12 protein-coding genes and 1 pseudogene are annotated in these 16734 nt (G+C 68.9%); 2 read left to right on the forward strand and 11 right to left on the reverse strand.

Annotated features, from left to right (window positions below):
- The 7 genes from HV826_RS11270 to HV826_RS11300 form a co-directional block, all read right to left on the reverse strand.
- A partial coding sequence (locus HV826_RS11270) for a fimbrial biogenesis outer membrane usher protein (protein WP_255217149.1) occupies positions 1-1613 on the reverse strand: 1613 nt, incomplete at its 3' end.
- 70 nt (positions 1614-1683) lie between these two features.
- Positions 1684-2385, reverse strand: coding sequence for a molecular chaperone (locus HV826_RS11275; protein ID WP_255217150.1), 702 nt, complete (start codon positions 2383-2385; stop codon positions 1684-1686).
- Between the two features lie 82 nt (positions 2386-2467).
- Positions 2468-3007: a fruiting body spore coat protein U gene (gene pru, locus HV826_RS11280; RefSeq protein ID WP_176417015.1), complete on the reverse strand. Its 540-nt coding sequence runs from the start codon at positions 3005-3007 to the stop codon at positions 2468-2470.
- Positions 3008-3464: 457 nt separating this feature from the next.
- A complete protein-coding gene (locus HV826_RS11285) occupies positions 3465-5126 on the reverse strand; it encodes an N-acetylmuramoyl-L-alanine amidase (RefSeq protein ID WP_176417016.1) in 1662 nt (553 codons plus the stop codon).
- A gap of 85 nt (positions 5127-5211) precedes the next feature.
- Positions 5212-5976, reverse strand: coding sequence for a DUF3592 domain-containing protein (locus tag HV826_RS11290; protein WP_176417017.1), 765 nt, complete (start codon positions 5974-5976; stop codon positions 5212-5214).
- 49 nt (positions 5977-6025) lie between these two features.
- Entirely contained in the window at positions 6026-7051 is a 1026-nt protein-coding gene (locus HV826_RS11295; RefSeq protein WP_217918580.1) for a DUF3616 domain-containing protein, read from the reverse strand.
- Positions 7052-7159: 108 nt separating this feature from the next.
- The gene (locus HV826_RS11300; RefSeq protein WP_176417019.1) at positions 7160-7435 is read right to left on the reverse strand and encodes a hypothetical protein; all 276 of its coding nucleotides are present in this window, start codon (positions 7433-7435) and stop codon (positions 7160-7162) included.
- Between the two features lie 477 nt (positions 7436-7912).
- Between HV826_RS11300 and HV826_RS11305 the strand changes: the two genes are divergently transcribed.
- Positions 7913-8617 (forward strand): DUF998 domain-containing protein, encoded by a 705-nt coding sequence (locus tag HV826_RS11305; protein ID WP_255217151.1) that lies wholly within the window; start codon positions 7913-7915, stop codon positions 8615-8617.
- Between the two features lie 490 nt (positions 8618-9107).
- On the opposite strand, the gene HV826_RS11310 is transcribed toward HV826_RS11305, so the two are convergent.
- The 3 genes from HV826_RS11310 to HV826_RS38065 form a co-directional block, all read right to left on the reverse strand.
- Positions 9108-9932, reverse strand: a complete 825-nt coding sequence (locus HV826_RS11310; RefSeq protein ID WP_176417020.1) for a hypothetical protein — start codon at positions 9930-9932, stop codon at positions 9108-9110.
- 310 nt (positions 9933-10242) lie between these two features.
- On the reverse strand, positions 10243-12252 hold the full coding sequence (locus HV826_RS11315; RefSeq protein WP_176417021.1) for an amidohydrolase family protein: 2010 nt from the start codon (positions 12250-12252) through the stop codon (positions 10243-10245).
- 278 nt (positions 12253-12530) lie between these two features.
- Entirely contained in the window at positions 12531-13328 is a 798-nt protein-coding gene (locus HV826_RS38065) for a DUF6210 family protein (RefSeq protein ID WP_368670891.1), read from the reverse strand.
- Between HV826_RS38065 and HV826_RS11325 the strand changes: the two genes are divergently transcribed.
- Positions 13327-14094: a transglutaminase-like domain-containing protein gene (locus tag HV826_RS11325; protein ID WP_176417023.1), complete on the forward strand. Its 768-nt coding sequence runs from the start codon at positions 13327-13329 to the stop codon at positions 14092-14094. The two genes, HV826_RS38065 and HV826_RS11325, sit on opposite strands and share 2 nt — an antisense overlap.
- 14 nt (positions 14095-14108) lie before the next feature.
- Here the strand turns inward: HV826_RS11325 and mutS are convergent.
- A pseudogene (gene mutS, locus HV826_RS11330) lies at positions 14109-16683 on the reverse strand (DNA mismatch repair protein MutS).
- Between the last annotated feature and the right edge of the window lie 51 nt (positions 16684-16734).

Below are 16734 nucleotides of genomic sequence, written 5' to 3' on the forward strand. Positions count from 1 at the left end.
ACCCTGCCCTGCATCTGGTAGCCCAGCCCGCCCTCCATGGGCACCGAGCGGGCCACGTCCACCGACGTGGTGCCCTCCCCGCGCAGCGCCTGGGAGTGCCCCACCGTGGCCGTGGTGCGGGAGTCGAAGATGGCGTTCAGGTACACCATCCCCTCGATGGCCACGCCGCCTCGCTCGGAGTTGCCGCGGCTGGCGGAGAAGGACAGCGTGGACCAGTCGGTCAGCCGCGCGGAGGTGGTGGCCCCCAGCCACGTCGTCCACCCGTCCCGCTGGTAGCGCGACAGGGTCGCCTGTCCGCCCACGCTGACGCTCTCTCCCAGCGCCAGGAACAGCGAGCCGCCCGTCTCCACGAGGGGGTGGTCGTCATCCAGCTTGAGGCTGGTGTGCGTGTAGGACGTGTTCATGCCCCGGCCGAAGACGGAGCCCCCCACCCAACGGCGCTGGAGCGAGTACACGATGCCCGCCGCCAGCCCCGTGCGCCGCGCGCTGCGGCTGACGGCCTGTGACAGCTCCAGCTCGCCGAAGGGCAGCTGGAGGAGCTGCATGGCGCCGGTGCTGACGACGTCGGGCGCCAGCTCCAGCCGCACGCCCGGCGTCAGCCACGGCGTGACGCCCATGCGGAAGTTGCCCAGGAGCATGGGCCGGCCGAAGTCGAAGTTGGAGAGGTTGACGTTCTCCCGCTCGATGCCCGCGGAGAGCCGGTAGTCCGCCACGCCAGGAGCGAGCTGCTGCCCGCTGAGGTAGTAGGACGTGTTCACCTCGCTCGCCCGGCCGAACGCGTCCCGGATGACGTAGCGCGTGTTCCCCTCGCCCCGGGGCACCGTGAGGTTCTCCAGCCGGAAGGGGCCGGGCGGGAGCTCGGTGCGCTTCACCAGGTGGTTGTTGACGTACACCTCCAGCGTGGACGGCGTGGCGACGTCCCCCGCGTAGTCCTGCATCGGGTTGCGCACGAAGTAGGGATTCAGCTCGAAGGTGCGCATGGCGTGGAGGCCGGCCACCACCGCGCCGCCGCCCAGCACGCCGCCAAACCCCGTGGACTCACCGGCGATGGCGCGCACCATGTGCTTGGGGAAGTCCAGGGACAGCTGCGTGAGTCCCCGCAGGGGCACGGTGCCGGGCCGCCACCGCGCCTGCGTCGTCAACAAGCCCCGCCCCATGGACGCGCCGGCCTCTCCAAAGAAGGTCAGCGCGGTGTTGCGGGCGTGGGCCGCGTAGTTGATGAAGCCGCTGGGGCTGCCGCGCACGGCATAGCCTGACGGCGCCTGCGCGGCCATGTTGATGCGCGTCTGGGAGAAGGCGGACGCGGGCAGCTCACATGACAGGCTGACGGTCCGCTCATTCAGGGTGCAGCGTCCTTCAGGCTCCAGGGACCGCGCGGAGATGTAGGTCTTTCCTTCGATGACCTCCAGGCGCCCCCCCAGCGCCACCAGGTCCACGCCGTGGTCCTCCAGGGTGGCCGCGGGGAGCAGCACGTCGCTGCCCCGCAGCATGGGGAAGGTGGCGCCGCGAGGGACGCCGTTCAGGGTGAAGTCCGCGACGATGGGCATCGGCGGCGCGGAGGGGCCGGCGGCCACGGGGCCCTGCGCGTCCGCCGGCGAGGCCCCCAACGACAAGGATAACGCCAGCGCCGCGCATGAGGGCGCATGGGTTGCTGCGAGCCAGGTGGGGGCCATGGTGCGTCGGTCAGCGAGCGCAGGGCGCGGGAGACTCCACGGGGGACGTCTGACGGAGCACGCCCTGGTCGGTCTCCATCTCCACCTCCACCGTGCGGACCTTGCGGCAGGCCTTGCCTGCAACCTCCATGGCATACACCTGCGCGTCGCCCGCCAGGACGTACCAGCCGGGCTCCTCCTTCTCCACCAGCCGCCTGCCCTTGGCGTCGAGCCCCCGGACCCGCAGGTTCCGGATGAAGAAGTTCACCGTGCCCGGGTTCCGCACCCGGACATGGAACTTCGACTCGCGCAGCACGGCCTCCGCGATCATCCCTTGAACAGTCTTCTTCTTGGGTGCGACAAAGACAGGCACTGAGACTCGGGTGAGGACCTTCAACCCAGTATCCTGGGTAGACGGCTGCAGCGGGGGGAGCTCCTCCACGACGATGCGGAAGGAGCGCTCGGTATCCTGTGGAGCCGAGGAGCTGCCCACCCGGATGGGGCGGGACTCCCCAGGCTCCAGCGACAACAAGGACGGGAAGAAGAACAACTCCTGCGTCGGTGCGAGCGTCATGCGCCCGTCTTCGTCCTGGACCCAGGAGTAGACAGAGGCTTGGAAGCGTGTGGTTTCGTTGCTCTTGTTCCTCACGTTCATCACCACGCCACGGGAGCCAGAATCCAATTCGAGCCGGACCGGGCTGACATCCAGCTCCGCCGCGCTCGCGGCCCCCATGACAAGCCATTCCAAGGCAACCGAAAACATCAGGCCGCCAGTCCAGGACAGAAGACGGTTACGCATGTTTTGTCGCCTCGAATCAGAAGGTGATGGTGGCGACGACGGTGTCGTTGTACGTGCCGGAGGGGACGTTCTGGCCGCGCGGCACCGTGCCGTAGACCAGCACGGGGACGGGCAGGCCCGTGCCCAGGAATGGGAGGCCCGTGCCAGCGGTGTTGCCCCACACGATGAGGCGGGTGACGTCCTGGTACAGGCTGTACGCCAGGTAGTCCGCCGACGCGGTGTTGCGCATCCGGCGCAGCGGGGCCGCGTCCGTCGAACCCGAGGACGGGTACAGGCCCTGGCCCAGGGTGATGACCGCGGTGCCGAGCAGGGTGCACTGCACGCTCAGCGCGCCCGTGCCAAAGAGGTCGATACCGAGCGCGGAGTTGACGATGACGGGGTCGTACGTGCCGAAGTTCAGCGTACCGCCGCCGATGCCAGAGCCGATGCTGCAGGCGCCACCGACGTTGGCGGTGACGTTCAGGTTGGCGGTGGAGGTGGCGGCCTCGGCGGGCGAGAAGGCGGCGAGAGACGCGGCGGCGGTGACAGCGGCGACGGCGGTCTTGATTGCGTTCATTTGAGTTGCGTGCTCCAGCGAGCGGCCGGTTGATTCCGGCCGCGTCAGGGCACTGCAACCCGCTCGCCTACCGCTGAGCGGTCCGGCGAACCCCTCCCTTCAGCGCATGTCGCACCAAGGCCTCGCGTGCGCCTCCATGCAATACGCGAAAGTGATTGCTTGTTTGTTTTTACAGCGAAACGCACACACGTCCCTGGAGGGAGCCCTGCAGGGAGGGACGGACAGGCTCCGCGGCCCGCGCCAGGTCCTTGGCATGAGGCATCGTGTGACGGAAGGTGCCCAGCGAGCGGTAGCGCCTTGCTCACGCCGGGCAAGATTCTTCCCACCCCTGGAAAGAGAAGCGCGTGGGTGACCGGCGGCGTCTACCCGGTGACACGCGCGCTCCTCAGGCGAACGGAACTGAACCGCCCAGCACGTTCGTCCTTGCTACCCACGTCTGGCGAAGCGCCGGACGCGCTCAGTCCACCTTCGCCACGCGGCGGCGGTCTCCGAGGAACTCCTCCACGCCTTGGGCAATCGCCTTGGCGACCTCGGTCTGGTAGACAGTGGACTTGAGGCGCGCCTCTTCGTCTGGGTTTGAAAGGAACGACGTCTCCACCAGGATGGCCGGCATCTTCACGCCCAACAACACATAGAAGAGCGCTTCCTTGTGGCCCAGGTCACGGATGCCCTTGTACTTGCGGGACAGGTCCCCCACGAGGCTGCGCTGCACGTGGTTGGCGAGCCGAGAGGACTCCTCGGTGTTCGCCTTCGTGGCCAGGTCGGCCAGGATGAACTGGAGGTCGCTGATGCCCTTCTCCGAGGACGCGTTCTCCCGCGCGGCCAGGCGGATGGAGTAGCGGTCCGCCGACGTGTTGAGGGTGTACGTCTCGATGCCGCGCAGCGTGCGCTTCTCCGCCGCGTTGCAGTGGATGGAGATGAACAGGTCGCCGTGCTCGGCGTTGGCGTACCTGGCGCGGTCCTCCAGGCGGATGAACCGGTCATCGTCGCGGGTGAGCACCACCTCCAGGCCCTTCGCGCGCAGCTCCTCCGCCAGCTTGAGGGAGATGGCCAGCGCCACGTCCTTCTCGCGCGTCCCCTTCTTGCCAATGGCGCCCGTGTCGTGGCCGCCGTGGCCGGGGTCGATGACCACGCGCCGCACCTTGAGGCCGAGCTGCTCCACCAGCGTCAGCTCCATGCTGCGCGACTGTCGGGCCACGGCCTTCAGCCGAGCCTGCGCCACCTTGTCGTCCACCGGACGGGTGATGGGACGCGGGGGCTCGGCGACAGCGGGCTTCGAGGCCACGGCGGCGGCGACGGCCGCGTCCAGGCTGCCTTCGCGCGTGTCCTCCTTCGCGGGGGCGCTCGGCGCCTTCTGGGGAGGCCTGGCCGACGGTTCGCGGGCCATCTTCTCGATAGCGGCCACCAGGCTGGACGAAGGCCGCTCCGCGGGCGCCGAGGCCTCCACGGCCGGCGCCGGCTGCGCGTCCTTGGACGTGTCGCTGTCGCCCGCGCTGGAGGTCGCTGCCACGACGACCGCCTTCTCAGCGGTGCCTGCCTTGCCGGGCGCGGAGGAATCCGTCTTCGCCACGACAGGCGCGGCCTTGCGCGGGGGCGGCGGCGGGGCCTTGGGCGACGGCAGCGAGGCCAGCAGCTCCCGCATCTCCCGCGCCCGGTCACCCTTGCCGTTGACGGCCAGCGTCTGTGTCAGGACCTTGCGCGCGGACTCCGGCTGGTCCAGCCGGTGGACGTGAATCTTCGCCAGCGCCAGCGCCCCATCATCCGACAGCCGGTGCTTCGGGTAGCCCTCCAGCAGCCGGGTGTAGTCGGTGATGGAGGCCTTGAGGTCGTCCTCCACGAAGGAGATGCGGCTCAGCTCCTGGAGCATCTCCGCCGCGGTGAACAGGGCATCCGGCGCGCGGGCCGACTTCGGGAAGCGCGCGGCCACGGACTCGAAGCGCGCCACCACGTTCAGCCAGTGATGGCGCAGCTTGCGCCGGGCCGCGTCGTCCTTCAGCGCGTAGTAGACCTTGCGAGCACCCTGATAGGCCTCCTCGGCCTCATCTCGCTTGGCGGCCCCCACCGCGCTCGGGACGAGCAGCAACAGCACGGGCAGCACGATGACGAGGCGCGAGTGCATGGGGTTCCTCCGGGTGGGTGCGAGCTACAGGCGTGTGTCACACAGCCCCACCCCGCCGGCAAATTTTCAGCCCCCACCATCCGCCTCAGCGCAGCCAGCCCAGCACGCTCGCGAGGTCCTGGTCGATGACGCGCGCCCACCCAGGCTGCCGGGGCACCACCGCCGCCAGCACCTTCTCCCCGTTGCGCACGGGCGCCCGCCCCGGACGGACGCGCGCGCGCACCGCGTGCTTCACGTCCTGCCGGAAGTAGTGGGCCGGAAAGGACACCTCGCCCCGAGTCTCTGGCAGGGGGCCGTCTGGCGTCAGCCACACCAGCGCGCCCAGCCGCAGCGGCTCCACCTCGGAGCGCCACAGCCGCCGCATCTCCCACGCGAAGTACCCCACGGCCACCAGCACGCCCAGGCCGATGCCCCAGGGGAGCAGCCCCACGCGCAGCGCCCGGGAGCGGGCGAAGCCGGCCTCGCGCGGCTGGCCCGGCATGGCGGGGTCCACCAGCAGCGTCACGCGGGCGCCCCGCCCCAGCCCTTCCGCGTACTCGGCGAAGGTCCGGATGCCGGCCACGGAGTGCTCCGCCTCCGCGAACGTATAGAGCACCTCCAGGGCGGCTTCGCCGCCATCCCGGGCGTCCAGGGGCGGCAGGCGGGAGGCCATTACCAGCCCCTCCACCTCCTCCGCGCGGGCGGCGAAGCCCTGCTCCTCGATGAAGTAGCGTCCGGCCCAGCCGGCACCGGTGCCCAGGACGGCCACCGCCACCAGTCCCAGGAGGACGCCTCGCACCAGGCGCCCCACGGCGCCGGGCACCTGCGTCAGTCGGACCTTTCGGGGGGCATGCGGAATGGCCAGCTGCATATGGCCGCGCAGCCTACCCCAAGCGGAGGGGACGGACGCGCACGCCGCCTCACGGCGCCTCCGGCAGCCGCACCCAGACGCCCCGGAAGCGCTTGCGCGACGCGTCCTTCAGCCGCTTGCACTCGACGCCGTCCACCGGCGCGGTGCCGTCGTCGCTGAGCAGCAGGATCTCCTCGGCGTCCTCCGGCGTGAAGAAGGCCTCCGGGTTCAGGCCCGCCAGGTCCACCGCCTCCACGGCGACCGGGGCATCCTCACCGCCGCGCCATGTGAACAGGCGCGAGGTGCCCTCTGCCGCCGTGCCACCGCTGATGATGAGGTAGCGGCCTCGCCACCAGGACAGCGAGCGGATGCCCAGGCCGCCCAGGTCCAGTTGCACGGGCTCGCCCAGCTGGGCCCGAGCGCCCTCCTCCTCCACCAAGGACACCGGATTGAGCAGCGGCACCAGCAGCGCCTTGCCGTCCGGCACGGGGCTGCGGAAGCCCACGAGGATGGAGCGCCCATCCGGCATGGCCGTCATGCCTTCGATGTTGAGCCCGCCCGGGGCCTTGGGCGCCTTCATCTCCGCCCCGTCCAGGCCGAAGCGCGCCAGCCGCGGCGCGGCGAGCAGGTCATCCAGGAGCTGCGTATACGGCCGCCCCACCAGCCGGGGCCCTGCGTCCGTGTCCTCGGTGGCGAAGAAGCGCAGCCGGCTGGGCGCCTTCTTCCCGGAGCTGTTGCGGCCGTGCGACGTCAGCCAGAAGGACAGCGAGCCCAGCCCGGTGGCCGCCTCGATGTCCGTCTCCGGGGCCTTCTTCTTCGCCGCGGGCAACTCCAGGTCCGGGGACAGGTCCACGCTCTGCACGGGCGGCCCACCCCGGCGCGCGTCGTAGACCCGGAGGACGTTGTCCTCGTCATCGCCCACGACGAACAGGTCGCCGCCAAGCGCCACCGCGCCGGAGGCGTCACACATGCCCTGGAAGCGCAGGACGTCGCGGCCCTCCCTGGACGCGGCGGCCACGGGGGCCGGCCTTTCGCCCACGCCGTGCGCCGAACAGCCCCACACCAGCACTCCCATGCAGACAGGCAGCAGCTTCATGGCCCCACTCTTGGCCACGGTCAGCGCATCCGGGGAGTGGCGTGACGCTGACTGTGCGCTGGGCGACACGGGGACGGCGGGGACTTTCGTGCCGGCCCCGTCAGGAACCTACAGGCACTGCCAGGCGCCTTCGATGCAGCGGCAGAGAGACCACTCGCAGTAATTGGGGATGTAGCAGCGGCGGTTGACGTTGGTCGAACAGGCCTTGCCCGCGACGTTCTGACACCAGTTCGAGGACGGGCCCGGCTCACACAGGTTCTGCTCCTGCGCGGCGACGTGCTCGGCGCCTGCTTCAGACATCTCGGGCTCGTGCGCTTCCTGGCCCACGCCACACGCCGTGAGGGACAGCGACAACGCCATGAGGACAAGTGCATTTCGCAGCATCTTCAGGGTTCCTTTCGCTCAGGCATTCCTGCCTGAGCGATTTTGCCCGAAATCCTGGGTCAATGCGTTGCCAGCGCCGCGCGGTGCCATCACTTCTTGGGAGGATTGTTTCCGCGGCCTCCGCCAGAGGGGTTCCCCGTCGTTCTCGGAGCATTGGCCGGCCTGCCATGACCGCCGCCACCATCACCTCCGCCGCCGCCCTTGCCCGAACCTCCGCTCCCCTGCCCTCCACCGTTGCCCTTGCCGCCACCGGAACCCTGACTGCCGCTTCCGCTGCCTTTGCCCATCATGCCTCCCTGGTGAGGAATCACACAGACGAGACACCATGCTCTGGCATTGTGAAAAGGCCCCGCCCGGCTTGACGTGCAATTGAAGACATCGGGAGTGCACCGGCAGGTCGTTGGGTGCGAGGCCGGCCTTCAACGCACAGGTCCCGCATGTGCTTGAATGCGGCCCGGGGGCGTCACGGACGCCTGGATGGAGGACGATGCCAGCGCCAGGGCGACGTCGTCGGCTCAGCCGTCGCGGCCGGAAGCCGACCTCCGGTCCGACTTTCGCCACGGGCGCCATGCGTTTATGGCCTGGAACATGAGTCTCTGGGTCCTCGTTGTGGCGGTCCTTGCCGGGTTGCTGGCCGTCGTACCGCCGTGGTTGTTCGCGCGCCGCCGCCCTGGCTACAGCCACTTGAGGAACACCCTCAGCGAGCTGGGGGAGACAGGCGCTCCAGACGCGGCCCGAGTGGCCTGGCTCGCCTTCGCGCCCCTGGGGCTCGCGGTTTGGGGTTTCGTGGCGTTGCTCGGAGGGCGGCTTCCGGAGGACGCCAGGACGGGGCTCGTGCTGCTCTCCCTTCTGGGCGTGAGCTATGTCGGCGCCGCGGTGTTCCCGTGTGACGCCGGCGCGCCGTTCTGGGGGACGTGGCGGAACCAGATGCACAACCTCGTCGCCGCCATCGGCTACTTCGGCGCGGGCGCGGGGTTGATCGAACTCGGGCGCACCTTCGAGGACATGGCAGCGGTGTCCGGCCTCGCGGTGCTCACGTCCGCGCTGGGCAAGGGCGTGCTCGCCGGAATCTTCGTGCTGTCGTTCGAATCGCCCATGCGCGGGCTCATTCAGCGCCTCATCGAGACCACGGTGTTCGGCTGGATGGTCCTGGTGGGTGCGTGGCTGGTGCTCGGCGCCTGAGAGCGGCGTGCGGACGAAACGAGCAGCCGGAGGCTGTTGGGCGTAGTAGCCGCTTGGCGAGCTGCGCCTTGCTGGAGCACTCGAAGGAGTCGGCGCCCAGGTCCTTGTAGGGAAGGTCCTGGCGCAGCATGTGGTAGGCGGCCGTAAGCATGGATTCGGGGTGCTCACCATGCTCCGGGTCCAACTGTTCGACGGGCTCACCTGCACCCATGACGCGCCAACCTCTGTGCCTACGCCACGCGCAGGCTACCTCGTTTCATTCCTGTGGGTCGGGCGCGCAGCCCGGTGGATAGCTGTTCGGAAATGTCGGGACTTTTGTGGCGTCAAAACCCCCGACATTTCCGAACAGCGAGCTACGGGAGTGACTCCGACGCCCCGCTGCGAGGGGGCCCCTGGGGTGGCCGTGCGCTGCGCGATGAGTCAGGCTCGAGGATGATTGAACGCCCCACCGCACGGAGAGGGCCACGCTGCCCTCTCCGTGCAGTCAACGTCACGGGAACTCAGGCGGGCAAAAAATCGCGCACTCCCCCGGAATGACGGGGCTGCAATCTTCGGGGCAGTTGAACCGGTTCTCCGAGCCGCGGCAGATGCCGTCACCGCATTGCGTGCAGTCGGCCGGGCAGGTCTCACCCGCCTCACAGATGTTGTCACCACACGTCATCTTGCGGAGCCGGAAGGTCTGGTAGCAACCGCCGTAACGGTTGTCCATTTCAAGCGTCAAGGAGACGGGGTTGAACGCAGTCACCGTGTGCATTCCCGCGTTCTGGCACTGGCCATTGTGACGGTCCGCGTCGAACCGCACGTCCAGCGCCACGTCGCTGCGCCCGGAGACGCTGAACGTCTGCACGCAGCCGCCGTGGGCGTCGGTGGTATCGATTCCCCAAGGGCCGGCCCAGCTGAGCACGGGGCCCACGGGGATGGCGTACGTCCCTGGGTTGTCGCACTGCCCGTTGGAGGTCGAGCCGCTGTTGCCGTAGAAGCTGACCGTCAGCGCCAGCCCGCTCAGCTCACCGTAGGGGTCATGGATGCCAAACTTCTGCCAGCACCCCTGCGGCCGGGAGTCGGTGTCCAGGCGAACCTGGCTCGTCCATTGCCCCAGGCCCCGGCCTTCGGAGACATTGAAGCCGTTACACTCGGGCGACACGCCGCTGTACGCGCGAAAGTCGTGCCAGAACTGAACGCTCTCTAGCGCGTCGCTCCGGGTGCTGAGCGTGTCGGCTTCGGGGCTTTCCTCCTGAATGTCGGTGCCGCAGCCGGTCGTGAGGACAGCCGCGGTCGCAAGCATGGCCGCATGGGTGATGTAGTTCTTGAACATGGGGAGGGCCCTGGGGTGAGGTGGACTCAGAGGGTGGAATTACGATGCGAGGCTTTGCGGCAAATCAAAACGCACCACAACGCCCACTCTACGCATGACCAGGCAATGAAGTCGAGCAAGCCACTTGCCTACACAGGCGTTGCCGAATGACACCCAGGACAGGCACGACATGTCCTTGGACCTCCAACGGCAATCCCAACATGCACTGCCTCTTGACAAGCCGCATCATCCAGGCGGGTGTGAATATTCACAAACTCCTCCCTCCTGCCGTGCAGGGAGGAGTCTGGAATGAACCCCTTCAGGCCAGGCATCATCGCGCCTGGGTGGCCCTCCCGTTGAGGTACGTCTGGATTACCGGAATCTGGCTGATCTTCGTCGGGTCCCCCCCCTTGGCCGGGTCGAAGTCGAGCGGGTTGGCCCCCAAGACGACGAAGTCGGCCACCTTGCCGGGCTCGATGCTGCCCAGCAGCGTGTCAAGCTCGTGGTGGCGGGCGGGCACCACGGTGACCGCGCGCAGCGCCTCCTCGACGGTCGCCGCATGCTTTGCCCCCAGCACGTATTCCTTCGTGAAGTCCGGATAGGACCAGGTGCGCCGCGTGACGGCCTGCTCCACGAACCAGAGCGGGCGCGTCGGCGTCACCATTGAATCGCTGTGGAGCGAGAACGGGATTCCATTCTCACGATCATAGGCGATGGGATCGAGTTCGCTGGCGGCCTCCTCCCCCACCATCCCCACGAACGCGTCGCCCCAATACGCCACATGCCCGATGAGGTGCGTCACCTGGATGTCGAGCGCTGGCACCGGCTGCCCATTCATGGCACCTGCCCCCTTGCGCAGGTCACCAATGCGCTGGGAGACCGCGGGCTGTCCCACCGTGTTGTGGATGAGGAGGACCCGGTGCGGGTTCTCCTTCGACTGCTGGAGCTGCGACAGCGCGTCGAGCGCCCACGTATTCGCCCCGTTGCCGTTGGCGTGGATCTGGAACCGCCACAAGCCCTGCTCCCAGAGCGAGCTCACCTGGTCGACGATGTCCTGCACGCTGTCGTAGTTGGCCCGGCCCTCACCTTCGCCCGAGCAGTGTCCGCCCTCCAGGTACTGATAGGGCGCCTCGAGCTTCGCGGTGCAGCCCTGCGTCGAGCCATCGACCCAGAGCTTGATTCCACCCGCCCCCAACCACTTCGGCAACGCGCAGTCATTCCCGGGCTTCGGCTCGCAGGCGGGCGCCGTCGGCTGGAGCTTCGCCGCGTTCGCCGCGTCAGCGACCACGACCCCCGTGATTCGGAAGGGGAACCCGGGCAGCTCGGTGAACCGCTTCACGGCGTTGACCTGCGACACGCTCTCGAGTCCACCGTCCGCGATGGTGGTGACGCCCGCGTCCCGCAGCGCGCGAATGGCACGCTCGATGTCCGCGCCCCCCTGCTCCGCGAGCTTGACCGGCTCGGAGTGCATCAATGCCATGGGCAGGTTCTGCGACAACGCCTTCATGAACGGCGCGAACCCGGACGCCTCCCGGAGCAGGCCCGTGAAGTTCCCATCCTTGTCCGTGACCCACTCCCCGCCGCCGGCCGCGACCGACGCGGGGGGAGTACACGGATTGCCTGGGGTGCTTGGACAAACGACATCAAATGCCTTCTGGTTCACGTAGGCCAGGTGACCCGACTGGTCCAGGATGAGCACCGGCCGGTCCGCGCTCACGCACTTCGCAAGATAGAACTTTGGCTGCGCCGTGAAGTCCGGGGGCCCGCCCTGCCCGCACGGCTCCGTCGCGGGGTCGAACACCTGCCGCGACGGATCCAGATTCATACCCAGAACGAACGTGTCGCTCCCTACGGCGCTCGCGGCCTCCACCTTCATCGCGGCGAGCGCGCTCAGCACATTGTTGCGGCGCTTGCAGTCCGTGGTTCCCCCGGGCGTCTGGTACGGAGGCGGCAGGCAGGGCGCCAGGTCGTGGGTGCCCAACACGCTCTGGACGAGCGTCGGCAGGAAGTGCAGGTGCGGGTCGAAGAAGCCCGGCATCAACACCTGCTCCGGCGCGAGCTGGACGACCTCCACCTCGGAGCCCAGGCCCTGCCGCAGCTCACGCTCGGTGCCGACCTTCAGGATCTGGCCGCGGTCGTCCACCAGCACGGCTTCGGCGATGGTCCCCTGGTCATCCAGGGTGACAACCTTCCCGACGAACAGGGTCGCGCCAGGCCTCGCGGGGCCGCGCTCGATGGGCGCCGCGCAGGACGACAGGAATGCGAGCGCAGCGATCAGCATGGAACCGCGAGGAAACGCGCGGGGAGGACGTGAGACGGCGCTACGCAGAGACCCAGTCATAAGGCTCCTTTGAGGGGGGTGGACAGCATACGCAGAAAGGCAATCGAATCCATACAGGCAACAACAGACACTTCAGCGCGGGGATTGACGCGTCAAACGAGGCGCTGGGGCCAGGAATCGCCGACGGTCGGTATGCTATGATTGACACGCCAACCGAGCACGTTGACGCGTCAGCGCCCGGCCTGATGGATCCCGGACGTACTTTACAGGACATGTCGTCGCAGCCCGGCCGCTCGCTCGCCACGTCCACGCTGGGCACGGCGCGTCGGCTGTCGCTGTCAATCGCTGTTCGCCCAGGTGAGGATGCCCCGCGAGGTTGGGATGGGGCCAAGGAGCGCGAGATCTCCCCCAGGTTGCGCTGGAACTTCGACGTACACCCACGCCTCGTGGGAGTCTTCGAGAAGTGCGCGGTCCACCCGAAGTCCCAACTCCCGGGTGGTATAAGACAGGCCAAGGATTCGCTCTATCTCACGGGCCGTTTCCTCGTCGAGTCCCCTATCGCAACGCCCCATCCACTGGGGCCCCACGAAGAACTGGTGCAGCAGCCCCTCCAGATCGACCAACTCATCCACGAGCGGAAGGTATGCCCCCTCCGCCTGTGGGTGCAGGCATGAGTTCCCCCCTGTCTGGTTCGAATAGAGGACTCCGGTCGGCCAAAGGAGGATGAGTCCCAGGCCAGCGGAGTCATAGAGTTGAATCACCAGCGAAGTAGACATTGGAACGCAACAGTACCTCGGCACAGAGGTTCTGACCGATTGGCCTTGGACCTGCGCAGAGTAGCGGTGAGCGTCTTTGGCGCGCTGCTGGGCGGGTTCATCGGATGGAGCACGCCCGGCCCCTCTGCGCTTCCGGAGCAGGCGCCGTCGTGTTTTCGCGAAGGGCGAGGGGTGATGACGCCGGACACCACCCCGCCAACGGCTGTCATCAGCGCCGCGGCCCTTCGCAGACGAGGACAGGCCCACGGGCCCCGTAAATCCAGGGACTTGGCACTCACCCCATGAAGTACCAGCGCTGGCACACGCCGTGCTCAGGGGACAGGCATCCCCACGGTTCCTTCCTTCGAGGCCCTGTCCCATGACGATCTCCTCCCTGCCGCGTCCGTCCTCCAGCCCTTGCGCGAAGCGTCCTCCCGAGGCCGCGCAGGCCCCGCAGAATGTCGTGGTGAAGGTCGTCAACCCGGACGGCTCACCGGTGAAGACGGTGGACTCCGCGAAGCAGCCCCAGGAGTTCGCCGCGCTGCTGAAGAAGCTGGGCCTGACGAAGGAGTCCCTGCTGAAGGGAGAGGGCGCGAAGGGCCCGTGCCCGAAGCCCACCGAGTCGCAGCGCTTCCAGCAGAACTGGCGCAGTGACAGCTTCGAGCCGTCCAAGGCCCAGGCCCAGAAGCCTCAGCCCACTCCCGCCCAGGCGCAGCCCACGCCGCCTCCCGAGCAGGCGCAGGGCGTGAAGGGCCCGTCCTCCGGCAAGAGCGCGGATGGGGTGGCCCAGGACATCGCGAAGCAAGCCACGTCCTGGAAGTACGACTACTCGGGCGGCAAGACGTGGGATGCCGCCATGAAGAACGCCAGCACCTTCGACAAGACGCAGGCCGGCGTCTGCGTGGACATGGCCATCGAGGCAGAGCAGCGCTTCGAGCAGGCCGGCGTGGACGCGCGCGTCGTCTTCGGCAAGACGGACCGGGGCGACCACGCGTGGGTGGAGTTCAAGGACGACCAGGGCAAGTACCAGGCCTTCGACCCCACCGCGGCGGCCTGCACCAAGAAGGCCGACGACGCCATCACCCCGTATGACAGCGGCAAATACCAGTACCAGGGCGTCACCCAGACCCACCAGGCCGTGCCCTGAAGCCCCCCCCCGAGCTACTCCAGCTCGCGCTGAAGCTTCGCCAGCAGGTTGAGCGCCTCCAGGGGCGTCATCCGGTCGATGGTCGCCCCCTTCAGCGCCTCCAGCGCCTGCTGCTGCGCGGGCGTCACCCCCACAGGGCCCTGCGCCGTGGGCGCCGGCTCCGCGCCGAACAGGCCCAACTGCCCGGACGTGGCCCCACGGCGCCCACCCTGCGGCTGCCGCACGGCCACCCGGGGCCGGCCCGCGTCATCCAGCTCCCCGGACTCCAGGTTCTGGAGCAGCTCGCGCGCGCGGCCCACGACTTCGGGCGGCAGGCCCGCGAGCTTCGCCACTTCAATGCCGTAGGAGCGGCTGGCCCCACCCGGCACCAGCTTGCGCAGGAAGATGACCTTGCCGTTCTGCTCCTTCACGGCGATGCACAGGTTCTTCACCCGAGGCCGCTCGCGGGCCAGGTCCACCAGCTCGTGGTAGTGCGTGGCGAACAGCGCGCGCGCCCCCACCGTGTCGTGCAGGTGCTCCGCCACCGCCCAGGCGATGGAGAGCCCGTCGAAGGTGGACGTGCCGCGGCCAATCTCATCCAGGATGATGAGGCTCTTGCTCGTGGCGTGGTGGAGGATGTGACTGGTCTCCGTCATCTCCACCATGAAGGTGGACTGCCCGCGCGCCAGGTTGTCCGCCGCGCCCACGCGCGTGAAGATGCGGTCGCACAGGCCAATGCGCGCCGCCTTCGCCGGGACGAACGAGCCCGCCTGCGCCATCAGCGCCGTCAGCGCCACCTGCCGCATCACCGTGCTCTTGCCGGCCATGTTCGGACCGGTGATCACCATCAGCTGCGCGTCCTCCGCCGGGTCCAGGCGGACGTCATTGGGGACGAACGAATCCCCCGCCCTCCGCGGCGGACCGGATGCGCGGCGCCGCTGACACCACCTGCGCGCGCAGCTCCTCGAAGAGCTGGAGCTCCAGCGCGCAGCGCCGCTCCTCGGCGGTGAGGACCTGCTCCTCGTACTCCTTCAGCTCCGGGGTGACGAAGCGCTCGGAGTTCACCGTGGTCTGCTTGCGGATGTAGTCCTTGGGCACCCGGTCGAGGTTCGACTTCGTCACCTCCAGGTAGTAGCCGAAGACCTTGTTGTAGCGGACCTTCAGCGAGGAGATGCCTGTGCGCTCCTTCTCCCGCTGTTCAATCTGGAGCAGCAGGTCCTTGCCGGACGTGGACAGCGCCACCAGCTTGTCCAGCTCCGCGTGGAAGCCGGCGCGAATCATGCCGCCGTCCTTCAGCGTCACCGGCGGCTCGTCCGCCACCGCGCGCGCCAGCAGCGCCGCCAGCTCCGGCAGCGCGGACAGGGGCCCCGTCAGCGACTTGAGCAGCGGGGACTCACACCGCCCCAGCACCGCCACCACCCGGGGAAGCTGCGCCAGCGACAAGCCCAGCGCGCGCAAGTCCCGGGCGTTGCCCGCGCCCAGCGACAGCCGGCCGCACAGCCGCTCCAGGTCCCCCACTTCCTTGAGGATGCCGGCCAGCTCCTCGCGCCACACGCTGCGCCCGGACAGCTCCTCCACCGCGTCCAGCCGCGCGTGGATCTCCGGCAGCGAGCCCAGCGGCGACGAAAGCCAGCGCGCCAGCTTGCGCGCGCCCAGGCTCGTCACCGTCTTGTCCAGCACCCCCAGCAGCGAGCCCTTGCGCCCGCCGTCCCGCAGCGAGCGCAGCACCTCCAGGTTGGCCCGCGAGGACTCATCCATCAGGAGGTTGCCGCCGCGCTCCTGCCGGCTCAGCCGGTCCACGTGCGCCGCCGCCGTCTTCTGCGTGTCCTTCAGGTAGCGCAGCGCCGCGCCCGCGGCCCCCGCGGCCAGGGGCGCGTCATCCAGTCCGAAAGCGGACAGCGACTGCACCGCGAAGTGACTCCGCAGGTAGCCCGCCGCCCGCGTGGGTTCGAACGACGCCGCCTCCCCCTCCGCCACCGCGGGCGGGCGCGCCAGCCGGGCGAGCAGTTGCGCCACCTCCGGCGCGTCCCGCTTCCCGTCCGGCACCAGCAGTTCGCGGGGCTCCACGCGCGACAGGGACTCCGCCAGCTCCGCGATGCCCGGGGCCTCCAGGGCCAGGAACTCGCCGGTGGACGCCTCCAGCAGCGCCGCGCCCCAGCCCTTGTCGCTCCAGGACACGGCGGCCAGGAAGTTGCTGGCCTGCGGCTCCAGCACCTCTTCGTCCAGCACCATGCCCGGCGTAATCACCCGCGTGACTTCCCGGCGGACGATGCCTGGCCCGTTGCCCGGCTCCTCCACCTGCTCGCAGATGGCGACCTTCAGGCCCTCCGACACGAGCCGGCCGATGTACCGCCGCGCGGCATGGTAGGGCACCCCGCACATGGGCACCTTGTCCGCGCCCTTGGCCCTCGCGGTGAGGGTGATCTGGAGGATCTCCGAGGCCTTCACCGCGTCCTCGAAGAACATCTCGTAGAAGTCACCCAACCGGAAGAACAGCAGCGAGTCCGGGTGGAGCGCCTTCACCTCCATGTACTGGCGCATCATGGGCGTCAGGGAGGCGATCTCCCGGGCGCCCGCCGCCTCGCTCACCGGCCCCACCTCGGGCGTCATGTCCCCGGGGAGCGCCACCGCTGCGGTCCCGCCTGCCTTCGCCTGCTGCGT

Source organism: Myxococcus sp. AM010, from assembly GCF_013372585.1.
GTDB classification, from domain to species: Bacteria; Myxococcota; Myxococcia; order Myxococcales; family Myxococcaceae; genus Myxococcus; species Myxococcus vastator.

What these genes read in the sequence shown, in the direction of transcription:
- HV826_RS11275 (WP_255217150.1), bottom strand. Translation starts at nt 2,385, where the DNA reads ATGGGGGCCGCGAGCGCGGCGGAGCTGGATGTCAGCCCGGTCCGGCTC.
- pru (WP_176417015.1), bottom strand. Translation starts at nt 3,007, where the DNA reads ATGAACGCAATCAAGACCGCCGTCGCCGCTGTCACCGCCGCCGCGTCT.
- HV826_RS11285 (WP_176417016.1), bottom strand. Translation starts at nt 5,126, where the DNA reads ATGCACTCGCGCCTCGTCATCGTGCTGCCCGTGCTGTTGCTGCTCGTC.
- HV826_RS11290 (WP_176417017.1), bottom strand. Translation starts at nt 5,976, where the DNA reads ATGCAGCTGGCCATTCCGCATGCCCCCCGAAAGGTCCGACTGACGCAG.
- HV826_RS11295 (WP_217918580.1), bottom strand. Translation starts at nt 7,051, where the DNA reads ATGAAGCTGCTGCCTGTCTGCATGGGAGTGCTGGTGTGGGGCTGTTCG.
- HV826_RS11300 (WP_176417019.1), bottom strand. Translation starts at nt 7,435, where the DNA reads ATGCTGCGAAATGCACTTGTCCTCATGGCGTTGTCGCTGTCCCTCACG.
- HV826_RS11305 (WP_255217151.1), top strand. Translation starts at nt 7,913, where the DNA reads ATGGAGGACGATGCCAGCGCCAGGGCGACGTCGTCGGCTCAGCCGTCG.
- HV826_RS11310 (WP_176417020.1), bottom strand. Translation starts at nt 9,932, where the DNA reads ATGTTCAAGAACTACATCACCCATGCGGCCATGCTTGCGACCGCGGCT.
- HV826_RS11315 (WP_176417021.1), bottom strand. Translation starts at nt 12,252, where the DNA reads ATGACTGGGTCTCTGCGTAGCGCCGTCTCACGTCCTCCCCGCGCGTTT.
- HV826_RS11325 (WP_176417023.1), top strand. Translation starts at nt 13,327, where the DNA reads ATGACGATCTCCTCCCTGCCGCGTCCGTCCTCCAGCCCTTGCGCGAAG.
- HV826_RS38065 (WP_368670891.1), bottom strand. Translation starts at nt 13,328, where the DNA reads ATGGGACAGGGCCTCGAAGGAAGGAACCGTGGGGATGCCTGTCCCCTG.